Annotated in this window: 11 protein-coding genes and 3 pseudogenes; 3 read left to right on the top strand and 11 right to left on the bottom strand. The window is 58.6% G+C overall.

Annotated elements, in window-relative coordinates; translation table 11 throughout:
- From LJU32_22675 to galE, 3 genes are all read right to left on the bottom strand, one after another.
- A complete protein-coding gene (locus LJU32_22675; protein WKV88259.1) occupies positions 1 to 1,065 on the bottom strand; it encodes a polysaccharide biosynthesis/export family protein in 1,065 nt (354 codons plus the stop codon).
- A gap of 140 nt (positions 1,066 to 1,205) precedes the next feature.
- A complete protein-coding gene (locus tag LJU32_22680; protein WKV88260.1) occupies positions 1,206 to 1,442 on the bottom strand; it encodes a hypothetical protein in 237 nt (78 codons plus the stop codon).
- A gap of 230 nt (positions 1,443 to 1,672) precedes the next feature.
- Positions 1,673 to 2,689, bottom strand: coding sequence for a UDP-glucose 4-epimerase GalE (galE, locus tag LJU32_22685; protein WKV88261.1), 1,017 nt, complete (start codon positions 2,687 to 2,689; stop codon positions 1,673 to 1,675).
- Positions 2,690 to 3,076: 387 nt separating this feature from the next.
- Between galE and galU the strand changes: the two genes are divergently transcribed.
- Together galU and LJU32_22695 are read left to right on the top strand one after the other, a co-directional pair.
- Positions 3,077 to 3,910 carry a UTP--glucose-1-phosphate uridylyltransferase GalU gene (gene galU, locus LJU32_22690; protein ID WKV88262.1) on the top strand — a complete coding sequence of 278 codons (834 nt, stop codon included), beginning with the start codon at positions 3,077 to 3,079 and terminating at the stop codon, positions 3,908 to 3,910.
- Between the two features lie 31 nt (positions 3,911 to 3,941).
- Positions 3,942 to 4,355, top strand: a complete 414-nt coding sequence (locus LJU32_22695; GenBank protein WKV88263.1) for a mannose-1-phosphate guanylyltransferase — start codon at positions 3,942 to 3,944, stop codon at positions 4,353 to 4,355.
- A gap of 103 nt (positions 4,356 to 4,458) precedes the next feature.
- Here the strand turns inward: LJU32_22695 and LJU32_22700 are convergent, their stop codons facing one another.
- The 8 genes and pseudogenes from LJU32_22700 to LJU32_22735 all read right to left on the bottom strand — a co-directional run bounded on the left by LJU32_22700 (position 4,459) and on the right by LJU32_22735 (position 14,144).
- The gene (locus tag LJU32_22700) at positions 4,459 to 5,589 is read right to left on the bottom strand and encodes a GDSL-type esterase/lipase family protein (GenBank protein ID WKV88264.1); all 1,131 of its coding nucleotides are present in this window, start codon (positions 5,587 to 5,589) and stop codon (positions 4,459 to 4,461) included.
- A 223-nt stretch (positions 5,590 to 5,812) separates the two neighbouring features.
- Complete coding sequence (locus tag LJU32_22705) at positions 5,813 to 6,859, bottom strand: acyltransferase (protein WKV88265.1); 1,047 nt, start codon at positions 6,857 to 6,859, stop codon at positions 5,813 to 5,815.
- A 12-nt stretch (positions 6,860 to 6,871) separates the two neighbouring features.
- Positions 6,872 to 7,975 carry a hypothetical protein gene (locus LJU32_22710; GenBank protein WKV88266.1) on the bottom strand — a complete coding sequence of 368 codons (1,104 nt, stop codon included), beginning with the start codon at positions 7,973 to 7,975 and terminating at the stop codon, positions 6,872 to 6,874.
- Positions 7,966 to 9,165, bottom strand: coding sequence for a phosphoribosylaminoimidazole carboxylase (locus LJU32_22715; GenBank protein WKV88267.1), 1,200 nt, complete (start codon positions 9,163 to 9,165; stop codon positions 7,966 to 7,968). Before LJU32_22715 ends, LJU32_22710 begins: the two co-directional genes overlap by 10 nt.
- A 29-nt stretch (positions 9,166 to 9,194) precedes the next feature.
- On the bottom strand, positions 9,195 to 10,307 hold the full coding sequence (locus LJU32_22720) for a polysaccharide pyruvyl transferase family protein (protein ID WKV88268.1): 1,113 nt from the start codon (positions 10,305 to 10,307) through the stop codon (positions 9,195 to 9,197).
- Positions 10,308 to 10,322: 15 nt separating this feature from the next.
- The gene (locus LJU32_22725; protein ID WKV91177.1) at positions 10,323 to 11,333 is read right to left on the bottom strand and encodes a glycosyltransferase; all 1,011 of its coding nucleotides are present in this window, start codon (positions 11,331 to 11,333) and stop codon (positions 10,323 to 10,325) included.
- Positions 11,334 to 11,443: 110 nt separating this feature from the next.
- Positions 11,444 to 13,665, bottom strand: a pseudogene (locus LJU32_22730) (polysaccharide biosynthesis tyrosine autokinase).
- 39 nt (positions 13,666 to 13,704) lie between these two features.
- A pseudogene (locus tag LJU32_22735) lies at positions 13,705 to 14,144 on the bottom strand (low molecular weight phosphotyrosine protein phosphatase).
- Positions 14,145 to 14,433: 289 nt separating this feature from the next.
- On the opposite strand from LJU32_22735, the pseudogene LJU32_22740 reads away from it, so the two are divergent.
- Positions 14,434 to 15,389, top strand: a pseudogene (locus LJU32_22740) (cellulase family glycosylhydrolase).
- The last annotated feature ends 150 nt before the right edge of the window (positions 15,390 to 15,539 follow it).

Here is a 15,539-nt window from a genome sequence, read left to right on the forward strand (position 1 = left end):
TTATTTGCTGTTGTTGCTGTATTCGCTCCAGTTCTTCGCTGCCGAAGCTCCGGTGCCGACAATCGACGCCGACGGCACCAACTGGCTGATGAAACGGTTCCAGCGAGTAACGTTGGCCGGGCCGACGTAGACGACATCCTGCGGCCGCACCTGGAAGTGCGAAGCCAGCGCCATGGCGGTCGGCGATTCGGCTTCGAGCTGATAGATCTTCGCCGGCTCGACGTCGAGATTTTCCACGCCGCGAATCACGTACACCGCGTTACCGTTGGAACTGGTCTGACTCAGGCCACCGACCGAACCGAGCACGTCGGACAGGTTCATGGTTGCGGTCTTGAAGCTCAGCGCGCGCGGCTGGTTGACTTCGCCCATGACGTAGATGCGCTTGTTGTCGTTGTACGGCAGATACAGCTGATCGCCGCCCTTGAGGTAGACGTTCTGCAGTTCGGAATCCTGCTGATTGAGCGAGTCGAGATTGAGCGGATAGACCCGCCCGTTGCGCGTCAGCAACAGCCCGGACAAGTCAGCATTGTTGGTGTCGATGCCAGCGGAACCGAGGGCCTCGACCACGCTCAGCGGATTGGTCGAAATCGCTTGCGGGCCGGCTTTCGTAACGGCGCCGGTGACCACGACTTTCTGGCTGGCGAAGCGCAGCACCGCGACATCGACCTGCGGCTCGGCGATGAATGCCGATAAGCGCTGTTCGATGTCCGCGCGCAGTTGCTGGATGGTCCGGCCGGCGGCCTGGACTTCCTTGATGAACGGGTAATACAGCGTGCCATCGGAGCGCACCAGACGGCCGTTGGCATCGATCTGTTGTTGCGCGCCGGACGGCGCGGTCAGCTCCAGGTGATCCCAGACGGTGATGTACAGCACGTCATTGTTGCCGATGCGATATTCCGCCGGCGTCACCAGCAGCTCCGCCGGCAGCGACTCACGCTTCTGCGTGGCGCGGTTCATGGCGATCAGCTTCGGGGTGATCGGAATCAGCTCGACCCGACTGCTTTCGCTGGCACCCTGGCGGGTGATATCGCTGGTGCTCAGGTACTGGCCGGGGAAAACATGCAACCTTGCAAAGCGAGACTTGCCAACATTAAAAGATAAACACTACGAGTCATAATGGCACTACGCTATTCAAGGGCGAATCCAAAAACAAAGTCACCCGACTTGCGTCGGGCGACTCTGTACTGCACTAACAAATGTTCCTGTTAGTTATGCGTGCCGGTTGTACCGGTGGTACCCGTCGTACCGGTGGTACCACCGTTGGCACTGCCACCGCTGTTGGACGCCGCTACAGCACTGGCAACCATTGCAGTACTGGCCGCGGGCGCTTGCGAAGCCGCCACACTGCCACCTACATTGGTTACCGCTGTCAACGGCGCTTCAGCGGCGGCAGCCCAGTTGCTCAACATCGTCAACAGGGCAACTGCCATCACTTTTTTCATAACAACTCCTTTCTAACATTCGAACTGTTAAAAAACAGGTCTGTGTCAGAGCTGGTAGCTTTCAAGTCCGCAAAGAGCGCGAACAAGATCCGTTGTTCTTTCACAGCGCTACGTAACTGCTAAAGTCGAACGGCAGGTTTATATCTACGGATTTGCAAATGGCATTGCCAGTGTAATTTCCCGACGTTATCTAACAACCTGACTGAAACTAACATCGGACTAAATGGCCATCATCGCGAATAACCATTGGGATGATTCGATTGCCAGCGCCAAGTATCGGCGACCATGTCCTGCAAGTTGCGTGTGGCTTTCCAGCCGAGTTCTTTCGCCGCTTTCGAAGCATCGGCGAAACTCTCGGCGATATCACCGGCGCGGCGCGGCATCATCCGGTACGGCACCGGCCGCCCGCACGCCTGTTCGAAGGCATGCAGCACTTGCAGCACGCTGTAGCCATCGCCGGTGCCGAGGTTCCAGGTGTGGATGCCGGTGCATTCGCTGATCGACTGCAACGCTTTCAAATGCCCATCCGCCAGGTCAACGACATGGATGTAATCGCGCACGCCGGTGCCATCGGCGGTCGGGTAATCGTTACCGAAGATCGACAACTCGCGCAGGCTGCCGACCGCAACCTGGCTGATATAAGGCACCAGATTGTTCGGGATGCCGTTGGGGTCTTCGCCCATATGCCCGCTGGCGTGGGCGCCGATCGGGTTGAAGTAGCGCAGCAGCGCGATGCTCCAGCGCGGCTCGGCGAGGCTCAGGTCACGCAGCACGTTCTCGACGATCAGCTTGGACTGGCCGTAGGGATTGGTCGGATTGCCCGTCGGAAAATCCTCGCGAATAGGCATCTCTTCAGGCTCGCCGTACACCGTCGCCGAGGAACTGAACACCAGCCGGAACACCCCCGCCGCTGCCATCGCCTGACACAGGGTGATGCTGCCGCCGACGTTGGTTTCGTAGTATTCGAGCGGCTTGCGCACACTCTCGCCCACGGCTTTGAGCCCGGCGAAATGCAGCACGGCGTCGATCTGATGCTCGCGGAAAATCCGGTCGAGCAACGGCCGATCGCAGACGTCGCCGCGAATCATCCATGCACTTTTGCCGCAAATGGCTTCAACGGCGTGGAGTGCTGCGTCGCTGCTGTTACAAAGATTATCCAGAACGACAACTTCATAACCTGCTTCAAGCAATGCAAGTGTGGTATGCGAGCCGATATAGCCGGCGCCACCCGTTACCAGAATCTTCATAGCGCGGTCCGTCATTGAATAAATACCCGGTAGCGTGTCAAGCCATGCCTGGTGGAGATGCGGAGCAATTCACACAAACAGGGCGACAACAACCTCAAACAAATTTAGTTCAACCACTGGCAATAATTATTTTTGCCGGTCAAACTGTTTGACGGGTACTTATTAGCACTCCTTGGATACTTATCACTATCGACAGATACCGACTAAAAATAACTTATAACCAAGTAGTCGACATCTCATAACATTAGCGCTTTTTAACAGCTCAACTAATTGCCAGCAACAACCTGACTCGGGTATTAAAGTAAGCCTTCAATAATCATTGAAACTTGCCGCCACTTTGTGGCGCGCAACCGTCGCCTGTGTTCCATGACTGTCCAGGATACTTTTATGATTCGTAAATGTTTGTTCCCCGCTGCCGGCTACGGCACGCGTTTCTTGCCGGCCACCAAAGCCATGCCGAAAGAGATGCTGCCGATCGTCAACAAGCCGTTGATCGAATACGCCGTTGAAGAAGCCCGGGACGCCGGCCTGCAACACATGGCCATCGTCACCGGCCGGGGCAAGCGCGCGCTGGAAGACCACTTCGACATCAGCTACGAACTCGAGCACCAGATCCGTGGCACCGAGAAAGAGAAATTCCTCGCCGGCACCCGCGAGCTGATCGACACCTGCACCTTTTCCTACACCCGTCAGGTGGAAATGAAAGGCCTGGGCCACGCCATTCTCAGTGGTCGCCCATTGATCGGCGACGAGCCGTTTGCCGTGGTGCTGGCCGACGACCTGTGTCTGAACCTCGAAGGCGACGGTGTGCTGTCGCAGATGATCCAGCTGTACAGGAAATTCCGTTGCTCGATCGTCGCCATTCAAGAAGTCCCGGCCGACCAGACTCACAAGTACGGGGTGATTGCCGGTGAGCTGATTTCCGAGGGCATCTACCGGGTCAACAACATGGTGGAGAAACCGGCGCCGCAGGACGCGCCGTCGAACCTGGCGATCATCGGGCGCTACATCCTCACCCCGGACATCTTCGACCTGATCGCCGACACCGAACCGGGCAAGGGCGGCGAAATCCAGATCACCGACGCACTGATGAAACAGGCGCAGAACGGCTGCGTGCTGGCCTACAAATTCAAAGGCCTGCGCTTTGATTGCGGCGATGCCGAGGGTTACTTGCAGGCGACCAACTTCTGCTACGACAACGTGTACCTCAAGGGCCGCTGAGACGGCTCCCCACCACCAGAGGCAGGCAACCATGAACATTGCACAACATTCGACAAAGATTGAACGTGAGGTGGGCAACCTCGGGGTGATGAGCTGGTTGTCGCGCCATCAACCGCTGCCCAGCGCCAACGAGACCTGGCTGGGCACGATTCTGCTGGTGGAGCGAATCGGCGTGTTCCCTGCGTCCGGCGATATTCGCCGACCGATGCGCGATCCCTATCCGCTGCTCGCGCACCTGAAAGCGTTGTATGGCGAACAGGCGCTGGAAATGGATGACCGCGATGGCCTGAAGGTGATCTTCAGCGACTGGCGTTTTCGCGTGCGCATCTGCTGCAACGATCCGGCGATCATCATTAATGTGGAGACACGTTGTGATGCGCGGTTGATGCCGCGCAAACTTGACGAACTGCTGGGGCTCATCGACGCCTTCAAGCGCGACGCCTGATCACCCGGGCTTCACGCCGATCCATTGTGGGAGCGAGCCTGCTCGCGAAAGCGGCGGCACAGTCAGCATTGATCGTCTTCCCACGCGGAGCGTGGGAAGACGATCATGGTGGCGAGTCGTCGCAACCGGTACTCGTACCCGTTATCCAGCCATAAAAATAATCGGCAATCACCTTCCCGCCCGTGGCCGGTAACGGATGAATTTTGTCCGGGCCGATCATCGCGCTGGCGTAGCGTTTGACGTCGGGGCCGAATGCGCATTGCAGGTTGGCGAAACCGAGCTGCTGTTCACGCGCCCACGGTTCGAGCACCTGCGCGTAGGCCGACATCGGATAAGCGCTGGAGCGCGTGGTGTCCTGACGCATGATCAGGTTGATGCTCGCCGCTGGCTGAATCTCGCGCAGCATGCTCACCAGGCCCTGAACGTTTTGCAGGTACTGCGCAGGTTTGACGCCGAAGCCCTGATCGTTGCCGCCGAGCATGATCAGGTAAACGTCGGCCGGGATCTTCGCCACCACAGCTTTCCATTGCGTCTGCCACTGTGGATCCGTGTGATAAAAATCGGCCGATGCCGCGCCGGAGGCCGCCAGTTTCGACACTCGCACGCCTTGCTGAGCGTTGCCCAGCCACAGGCCGAACAGTGTCGGCGCGCCCTTCACCACTTCCAGTTTGAATGACCAGTCTGCGGCTGATGGAGAGCTGGGTAGCGCGACTTCCTGAACGCCTGAGCCTGCCAGTTTCAACGGTTGCCAGTCTTGCGCGGGCGACCAGCGATAGCGCAGCTCATCGGATTCGCCGTTGCCCAGATACAACAGTTTCGCCTGAGTCACCGCGGTATCGATGCGCGGCGAAGGACTGGCATCCACTTGCAACCACGCGCCCGGTTTGCCGCTGATCGTGCGACTGTCCGGGCTGGCCTGGCCCAGCTCGGAAACCTTCCAGCCGCCGCCGAAGTATTTGTCGCTGCTGCGGGTGTATTTGAAATGCGTGCCGCCCAGCGCCGCGCCGTGGTTGAAACCAACGTAACCGGGGCCGGCGAAACCCACCTCGGCGGCCACTCGCTGCACCAGTTTGTTCAGGTAGAAATCCTGCCCGGCGGTGTAGCTGTCGCCAATCACCGAAACCGCCAGCACCTTGCCGGCCTTGCCTTCGCGCCATTGCGCAAAGCGCTGGCGGGCATCGTCTACCTGAACCACCGACGCTGCTACGGGTTGAGCGTCATCCACTGCCAGCATGCAAAATTTCCTTCATCTGTAATAACCCTTCCCGAGCAGGCTCGGCCCCACGGGGTTTATGGTCCTCCGCCAAATCTCTGCACATCGAAACACCTGTGGGAGCTGGCTTGCCAGCGATGGCGGTGGGTCAGTCAATATGACTGCGTCTGACCTGCCCCAATCGCTGGCAAGCCAGCTCCCACAGGGATTGTGTGATTTTGCAGCGAGCCTGCTCGCGAAGCTTTCAGCTGTTCTGCGTCTGCACCACCGGAGCCACAATCACCGGCGCTTTCTTCTTCGCCGCCCGCTCGCCAAGGAACAGCACCGAGGTGAAATCGAACCGGCTGAACACCATCGCCAGCAGCACCGGCCCGAGCAATCCACAGCTCAGACCACCGAGCACCAGCAAGCTCTCATCCTTCACGCCGAGGCGCCCGAGGACAAACCGCGAGGTCGCTGCGAACAGCACATGAAAGAGGAAAATCGCATAGGAATATCCGCCCAGCCAGGTCAGCGCTTTCGAGCGCATGTCACTCGAAAGCAACGCGATGCAAGACACGCACCCCACGGCCAAACCAATCAGGCTGCGGCGATCGACAATCAGCTCACGATCAATCGCCGCGACGTACAGCAGCGTCAGCGAGATCAGCACAAACAACAGCGGTCCGATCACTTTGAAACGCTGCTTGAAAACATCGACATTTTCCTGACCGATCATCCCCGCGACGAAAAACGGCAGCAGGTAGATCGCGCCGTTGATACCGAACGCATCCAGCGGCAACGGCGGCAGCAGGAACAACACCGCGGCAAACGCAAACAAGCCATACAGCCGCGTCGCCGAACGCAGCAGGCCGCGCCATTCCAGCAAGCCGACGAAAATGAAAATGCTGAACACCGCCTGCAGAAACCAGAAGTGGTTGATCGGCACCCAGAACGACAACAACGCATCGATCACGCCGACGTCCTTGTTCACTCCCGGCCCTACCGCTTGCAACACTGAAAACGGCACGCCGACGCAGAACAGTGGCACGATCAACCGACGCACCTTGCCGGCGAAGAAGGCGGAAAAGTCATTGCCGCGAATCTTGTAGATCGAATAGATGTAGCCGGAGATGAACGTGAACAGCGGCATGCGCACATACACCATCGAGTCGGCGATGACCCGGAACGGCGAGCCGATGTCGATCTTCAAGCCGCCGCCCAGCGGGCCGATGACGTGATAGAGCACCAGCAGCAGGCACGCCAGGCCGCGCAGGGTTTCGATTTCCAGGGATTTGTTCTTGCTCGACATAGAGCACCTGCCTTAAGTGAGAATTCTTGATTCGACCTGCACCGGTTTGTTCGCGCGCAGCATCAAGCCCAAGCCGACGAACAACACCGGCACCACCATCGAGAAGTGCCGGGCGAAGGAGCCGAAGTCCGGCTCGAACAAGCCTTGCACCAACAGAAACGCCAGCGGAATCGCGATCAGTTCCTTGGGTTTGGTCTGGATCGGCGCGCCCTTGTAGTCGGTCGAAGTGATCACTTTGAACAGCAGCAACGCGGTCATGATCATCAGCGCAACGAAGATCACCTGCCCCGGTCCGGACAGCAGAATCAGCTCAACCGGAAACGACAGGCGGAAGAAAATGATCATCGAATCCAGTGCCTGGGAGACGAAGTCACTGCCGCTGAGCCACGAGACGATCAGCGATTTCGAGCCCTCCTCGCCCGCCGTGCGCAGCTCGTTGTTGCTCGCGCGGATCGATGACACCGGAAAGCCCAGCGCCAGCTGAATGGCCATGGCCACCGCCAGATAAAACAGGAACAGCATCAGAAAGAAGGTGAAGCGCGAGACGTACTTTTTCATCACGCAGACGCCGACCCACGACAGCGAAAACAGGATCCAGTACGGCCGGATCAACACGCCGTAAATCACCGCTGAGAGGAAAAAACCGCCGCGATATTTGCGCGTCAATGCGCTGAGCAGAATGCTCAACACCGCCACCGACACGATGATTTCCTTGGTCAGGTTCTCAAGGAAAAACGAGCGCACGATGCCCCACAGGCACAGGGTGCCGAAAATGGTCAACGGCATGCGCCGGAACACCACTACCGGAATTGCGGTGAGGAAGAAATTGCAGAACATGCCGTAGGCCCAGGCGTTGGTCAGGTTGATCCCGGTGGGCCGCAGCAGGAACGCCGAACACTCGTAGGACGAGCGATCCGGCGAGAACGGGTTCCAGAAATTGCAGTTGTCGGCGCGCGCATACGACGACCACAACGTCATCGCATCCGGACCCGGATCACGCGGCACCAGCAACGGCATCGCCACTGACAGAAACAGCCCAGTGAACAGGATCAGAAAGGAAATCGACGAATCGAACTTGCGCCCACGAAACTCGATGCGCGGCAGTTTCAGGCCCATGACAGCGCAGCCTTTTTCGCGCCGCTGACACGGGTCAACACTGCAATCACACTGAGCTGCACGACGATGGCGAAAACGTTGCCCCACGCCGCGCCGTAGATCGAGTAATGCTTGATCAGCACATAGCTGACCGGCACTGAAATCAGCAGGCAGAGCGCCGCGCTGGCCAGCGACACCCGGCTGTTTTTCGAGGCAATCAAACCGCCCCAGACGATGTCGCCAATCGCCCGCAAGGCAAAGGAAAAAATCAGCACCGCGAGGAGCGCGTTATCGGGACGCGGCACGCTGGCGGCGACGTAATCGAGCAGCACATTGAAAAACACATAGATCGCCACGGCCACAACCGCAGAAACCACCAGCGAGCGCATCACCCATTTGTTGACGAACAGTTGCCTGACCGTGAACGCCTGTTGATCGGCCTGGAAACGCTTGGCCAGCACCGGAATGCCGACCACTGCCACCACCGCATACGACAACGCCTGCAAGGTGTTGGCCGCCGACCACGCGTACACGTATTTGCCGAGGCTGGCGTAAGGCTCGAGGTCGATGATCAGAAAGCGCTCGGCGTACTGACTCAGCGCGATCAGACCGGTGCCGAGATAGAACGGCAAGCCGGCCTTCCACACCGTCGCGGTGTTCAGCGGCGCGACTTCGCGGCCCTTGTGCACGCTCACCACGATCAAATAACCTGCGACGATCACCAGCACGTTGGCGGCGACCCACAGCCACAACACACTGGCGATGCCCGCGACCCAGCCGAGCACCATGCCGCCCACCGCCAACACCGCCCACAGGCCGGTCTTGATGAAGAACAGCAGAGCACCGGCGGTGGCTTTCTGCGCGGAAAACACGAAGGAATTGATTTCGAACGACAGGTGCTCGGTGAGCAGCACCAGGGTCACGCAAAGGATCAGCGTGACGGTCGCTTCCACCGATTGGAACAGCGAATAGATCAGTACCGTCAGTATCGACAACAACAGCCCCACCGCCAGATACAGCAGCAGAACCTTGTCGACCACCCGCCGCGAACTGCCGCCGACGCTGATCAGTCGGTTGATTTCGGAACTGAAGCCGACGCTGTAGAACTTCGACGCGATCAACGACGCCGCGACCACCACACCGTAAAAACCCAGCGCCTCGTATCCGAGGTAATGGGTGATGGCCAACACCAGCAAGAACTTCGCGCCCAAGGCTCCGCCGCGAAGCAACAGCCGAAATATCATCGAACGACACCCTTGATGATTTCGTCCATGGCCACCGTTTTCGCTTCGATTTCGCGGCAAGTGTCGGTCAGGCGCTTGCCGAAATCCGTCAGCGCATTGGGTGCGTAAACGGTGTTGATGATGGTGTCGACGTCGATGTCGCCGCCGTTGATCACCCAGTCCTCGACGCCCATGTCCTGATAGGCGCCAAAGCCTTTGCGCTCGTAGCTGATGTGATACGCCGGCACGCCGGAGAGCAGCGATTCGATGGCGCCATGCAGACGCACCGAGATCACCAGGTCCGGTTGGTACTTGGCAATGGTTGCCTTCAGCGACAGCAGGTCTTCGTTGATGCCCAGTTCGCGGTAGAACGCGCCGTCATCGTTGCCACGTACGGCGCTTTGCACGGCGCAGACCACTTTGCTTTTGTTCTTCAGACGCTGCAGCAGCAGTTTCAGATTGGCCACGTAAGCGACCTTCTTCTCTTTGCTCCACTCCGGCGGCTTGCGCAGCACCACGCAGACCGTCGCCGGCGAGGCGGCGCAGCGGGTGAATTTCGGTTGCTGCAGAATCTTGCTCGCCAGCGACTGCACGGCCAGATCCGGCGCGCGGTAGACGTTTTCGCAAGCATCAAAAATCGCCGAGGAACGGTTGTCACGCACGAACACCGCATCGGCGCTGGCGTAGTGCTCGACAATCTTGCTGCTCTCGCCGTGGAACGGGCCGATGCTCTGCGGCAGGTACACCGACGGCACTTGGCTGAGGATCGCGGTTTCCAGTTGCTTGGCGTGGCCAAGCTTAAGCTTGATGTGCTCGAAGGCGCTTTTCGAGCGCATGTAACCGCCGCCGACACCGACGATCAGATCGGTTTTCTTCAGCAGATCGGCGAGCCCGGCGTAGGACTGATTGAGAAACACCGCTTGCTTGACCCGCCCCAGACCCTTGGCCGCCATCACCGGCGCATCGAAACGCGGGTGCGGCAAGTAGTTGAACGACTCGGGATCGGACGCCACCACACTGATCGCGGTGTCGTCACCGAAGTTACGCTGCACCAGAGCAATGGCCAGATCGACGAGCAGACCGTCACCGGAGTTGGACGCACTGTAGCCATGCAAAATCGTTACGTTCATAAGCTTGAGTTCTACTTAATAAGTGGGAGCGTGATACAGGTCGTAGGTCTGGCGGATCATCAACGCGGCGCTGAAGCGTTCGCGGACAATGCTCCGGCCTTCGTTGCCAAGGTCGAGCAGGCGCGGCTTCTGGATGATCGTCAACACGTCGGCCAGCGCCTGGTGATCGCCGGACGGAAAGACGTAGCCGGACACCTCGTTGGTGACCAGTTCCGGCAGTGAAGTGCAGTTGCTGGCAATCACCGGCAGCCCCATGGCCATGCCTTCCAGCGGCACCATGGCAAAGCCTTCCCAGCGACTCGGCACGATCAGCGCATCGGCTTTCTGATACAGCGCCTGCACTTCACTCGGCGTCACCCAGGGCAGGTACTCGACCGAATCCATCGGCGGGCACTCGACCGAATCCTCGTTGACCGCGCTGCCGACCACGGTGAGTTTCAAGTCGTTGCGGTTGACCTTGGCGTAGGCCTTTAGCAGCACGTCGAAGCCTTTCTGGTAATCCAGACGCCCGACGAACAACAGATGAATCGGCTCGGCGCCAGCGCTTTTCGGCGCGTCATCCTTGTGATGAATGCCGTTGTAGATCAGCTTCATGCGCTTGCGCTCGATGCCGAAACGCGCGGCTTTATCCAGCTCGTACTGGCTGACGCAGATGATCACGTCGGTGACTTTCTGCAGCACCCGCTCGATCCACGCATAGACCTTCTGCTTGGTCGGCGAGCTTTCCATCAGGAACGAAAACGCATGGGGGCAGTAGACGATTTTCGGCTTGCGCCATGGTCGCAACAGCACGCACACAACACGGCCGATCACGCCGGAAAAGGTGCTGTGCAAATGCACCACGTCGGGTTTTTCCTTGAGCAGCACCTGGCTCAGACGCCAGGCGAAACGCAGCAGAGACGGCACGTTGCGGCCGCTGCGCGGGAAGGTGCGCACCTGCTGCGGGGCGATACCGTGCAGCTCTTTGGCCTGATCCTCGGGCACCAGATAGACCAGTTGATAATTCGCCGCGTCATCTTCGGGGATGCCGAGATCGTGCGGATCACCGTCGCCACGCCACCTTTGATCGTCTCTGCCACGTGCAGTATTTTTTCACAACTCACCCACTTCAAACAGGAAAGAACAATCGGCAACCATCAGGATTTGTCGGACGCGTATTCGTAGTTGTAATAGCCAGTGCCGCCGTAATAGCTGGCCGCACGCTTCTCGACGCCGTTGAACACCGCGCCTTTCAACTCGATGCCGTTCTGGGCGAAGCGGCGAATGGTCAGTTCGATCTCTTTGGCCGGGTTCACCCCGAAGCGGGTGACGATCAGGCTAATCCCAGCCTCGCGACCGACGATGGCGGCATCGGTCACCGCCAGCAGCGGCGGCGTGTCGATGATCACCAGGTCGTAGCGCTCGCTGAGTTGCGCAAGCAGCTCACGGAAGTTGGCGTGCATCAGCAATTCGGAAGGATTGGGCGGCACTTGCCCCCGGCTGATGAAATGCAGGTTGTCGACTTCGACTTTGTTGATCGCCTGCTCAAGGGTGCAGCGCTTGACCAGCAGGTCGGACAAACCATTGCTGATCGGCGTGTTGAGGGTTTTGTGCAGGTGCCCTTTGCGCATGTCGGCATCGATCAGCACCACGCGCTGGCCGCTGAGGGCCATGACCGCCGCAAGGTTGGACGAAACGAAGGTCTTGCCGACCTGCGGGCTCGGGCCGGAAATCATGATGCGGTTGTTGGTCGAGTCGAGCCCGGCAAAGTGCAGGCAGGTGCGCAGGCTGCGGATCGATTCGATCGACAGATCGGTCGGGTTGCGCAGCGCCAACAGATACGCTGGTTTGTCGACGCCATCGCGGGCGCGGCCCTTTTGTTGTCCTCTTCCTCCTGCAAGGCGCTGTAGGGAATCGACGCATACACCGGCAGGCCCAACTGCTCGATGCCTTCTGGACCTTCAAGGCCTCGGCTGAGGGATTTGCGCAGCAGCACCAGCGCCACGCCGACAAACGCGCCGAGCAATGTCGCGATCAGCACGATCAGTGGTTTCTTCGGTTTGATCGGATTGGTCAGGTCGACATCGGCAGTGTCGATCAGGCGCACATTGCCAACGGCCCCGGCGCGGACGATGTCCAGTTCCTGAGATTTGTTAAGCAACTGCGTGTAGATCTGCGAAGCCACCTCGACGTCGCGGGTCAGGTTGAGCAATTCCTGCTGGGTGGCAGGCAGGTCTTGAACCTTGCCTTCGAGGGATTTCTGCTGCTGGGTCAATTCGCCGATCTGCGTCATCAAGGCGCGATAGGCCGGGTGCTGTTTGGTGAACTTGCGATCGAGCTCGGCCTGCTGCATTTTCAGTTCGGAGATGCGCGTTTCCAGCGCTACCGACTGGCCCAGCACCGACTGGGTTTCCAGCGAGATATTCACGGTCTTGCCGTGGGTCTGGTAGGCATTCAAGGCGTCGCTGGCCTTGGCCAGATCACGCTTGACCTGCGGCAACTGGCTTTGCAGGAAGGCCAGGCTCTGCGCGGCTTCCGCCGAAGTGCGGCGTACGTTCTGTTCGACGTAGAGCGAGGCGATCTTGTTGAGGATCTTCACCGCCTCGGCCGCGTCGGAGCTGGCCAGCGCCAGACGAATGATCCCCGACTCCTTGCCCTGTTCGGAGATATCCAGCGCGTCCTGATAGCCCTGAATGGTCACGATGCGTGGATTGCGCACCACTTGAAAACGCGTGCCGGGGTTGGCTGCCAGTTGCGCGATCTGCCCTTCTACGCCGTCGTTGGCAAACGCTTCGCCAGCCACACCTTCGGCGAGCAGATTGTCGTTTTCATCAAACAGCTGGAAGCGCTGCTGCTCGCCGGCGATCAGGGTGAGTTTCTTGCCGAGCAGATCTTTCGGCAACTCCAGCCGAGAGAACTCCAAGCGCTCACCGCCCCAGGCATAACTGTTAAAACCGAAACGCGGCGGCGCAACGCTGGTTTCGCTGTCACCGCGATAGCGCCGCGAAAGGAAGCCGCCGATCACTGGGAAAGTGTTGGGGGTGACGTCGATATCCAGGCGCAGGTCGTCAACGGTTTTGCCGATCACTGCGCGGGATTTGATAATGCCGATTTCGGTCACCGACGGCGATTGCCCGCCGAGCATGCTGTTGAGGTCGGAGAAACCGAGCATGTCGTTCTTTTTCGGTTCGACCTGCACCAGCGCGTTCGCCAGGTACACCGGCGTTGCCAGCACCGCATAGGCGACGCCGGTGACCATGAAGGCACCGGTCAGCGCACCGATCAGCCACTTCTGGTCGATCAGGCTGCCGAAGATGCCGAGCAGATCAATACTGTCTTGATCATTGTCGCGGGTGCCGATTACGGACGGTAACTGCATAAGTCTGTTCTTACCATTTACTGTTCTGAAGAAGATTCATCAATTCGCGAGACGCTTCGCCCATGAACTAACCGCATCTTCAATCAATGCGTGGGCATGAATAAACGCGGCTTTGCCTTGACGATACGGATCATGTATTTCGCGCTCGCTCTGCCATTTACCGAGCAGAAACACTTTGCCTCTGGCGTGTGAGGCAATCTTCAGCACTTGATTAATGTGGGCCTTTTCCATGACGAGGATCAGGTCCGAGTCATTGACGATATCCGACGTCAACTGCCGCGCCTTGAAGGCCTCGGCACAATGCCCGTGTTCTTCGAGAACCTGCCGCGCTGAGGCCTCGACCCCTCGCCCACGCGCGCGGACAGGCCAGCGGAGGACACAGTGATGGCGGCAGGGGCCAGCGCGTTGCGCAGCAGCAGTTCAGCCGTCGGACTTCGGCATATATTGCCCACGCAGACAACGAGGATCTTTTTGAACAAGTCTTGCATTCCTGTGTAATATCAAACAGCCAACATGCCGTGAAAGTTAATGAACCCTCACGACTTTCCTGCACTCAGAAATAGCTTCGCCCTGTTAGTACAGGAACATTAAGTACCACAGCGTTTTAAGCCGCCCCAACCACAATTAGCGGACTAAAAATAACTGTGATTTTCAGTTGCTGTTTTCCTGACAAAAAATAACATTCACGCACTTAGTGCCATCATCGTTATCGGAAATTGAGTAACGGGATAAACATTCGTAGTTGTCATTCTCTTCAGGAGAGCAGACATGAAAACAGCACAGCGCAATAAACTCGCCGCCTTAGCCCTGATGGCGCTCGGTGCCACCAGTCAGGTTCACGCCAGTGAGCTGTTCCCCAACCTTCCAGCGAAAACCATCGGCGTTCAGGTGAAGATCCAGAGCTTCACCGCTGCCGATGCCGCGCAAATCAAGGCAGCAGGCTTCAGCTTTGTGCGCTTCGGCGTGTGGAGCGACAGCCTCACCGCCAAGACTTATCAAAAACAGGTCAGCGACGCCTTCGCCGCCGCCGCTTCCGCCGGGCTTCCGGTGCTGCTGACAGTGCGCGCAATCAAGGCACTGCCGGCCACATCGCCCGAGGAGCTGAACGCCGCCGGCGGTAAGTTCGCCAACGCCGTGACCGGGCTGGAAAAATCCTGGAGTTCGCAATTGGTGGCGATCGAAATCTGGAACGAACCCGACCTGGAAACCTATTGGCCGACGCGCAATTTCGACACCACTTTCGTGCCGTTCATGGCTGGCATGTGCAAGGCCTTCGAAGGCCAGCCGCAGATGACACCACGGGTCGGCTTCGGCTTCGCTCGGCCGCCAAGCGCAGGCTCGGCTTCGACGGTGGCGATGAAAAGTATCGTCAGCGATTACCCCAAATGCCTGAACGCCGTTTCCTATCATCCTTATGGCATGACCGCCACGCAGATCAGCAACGCGCAGACGTTCATCCAGCAGAATTTCAATCTGCCGGGGGTGATCAGTGAATGGGGATTTCGGCCCTCGCCTCAAACGGCGGGCCTGAGGGACAAGCGACCAAGATCAACGCGTTTATCGCTGACGTTAAACGTCTGAATATCCCGCTGACTTCTATCTATGAATGGAGGAACAGTGATTCCGGCAGCAATGATCGTGAGAAGAACTTCGGCTTTCTCACCTCCGACGGCCAGCCAAAACCGGCACGCTTGTCCGTGGAAGGTCTGTTGAACGCCGAGTAGGTCGTGGGCAACCGGTCTGTTCACAGGTCGGTTGCTTTGAACCTGTGGGCTGTTTTGGCATCGTATTCAGCGACACCGCGCCCCACCTTTCAAACAATCGTTTTCAGGTTGTTGCCGCAGGGGCCATCGATCCACGAATGCACCCTTGAG

The organism is Pseudomonas sp. B21_DOA, from assembly GCA_030544685.1.
Classification (GTDB): domain Bacteria; phylum Pseudomonadota; class Gammaproteobacteria; order Pseudomonadales; family Pseudomonadaceae; genus Aquipseudomonas; species Aquipseudomonas fluorescens_AO.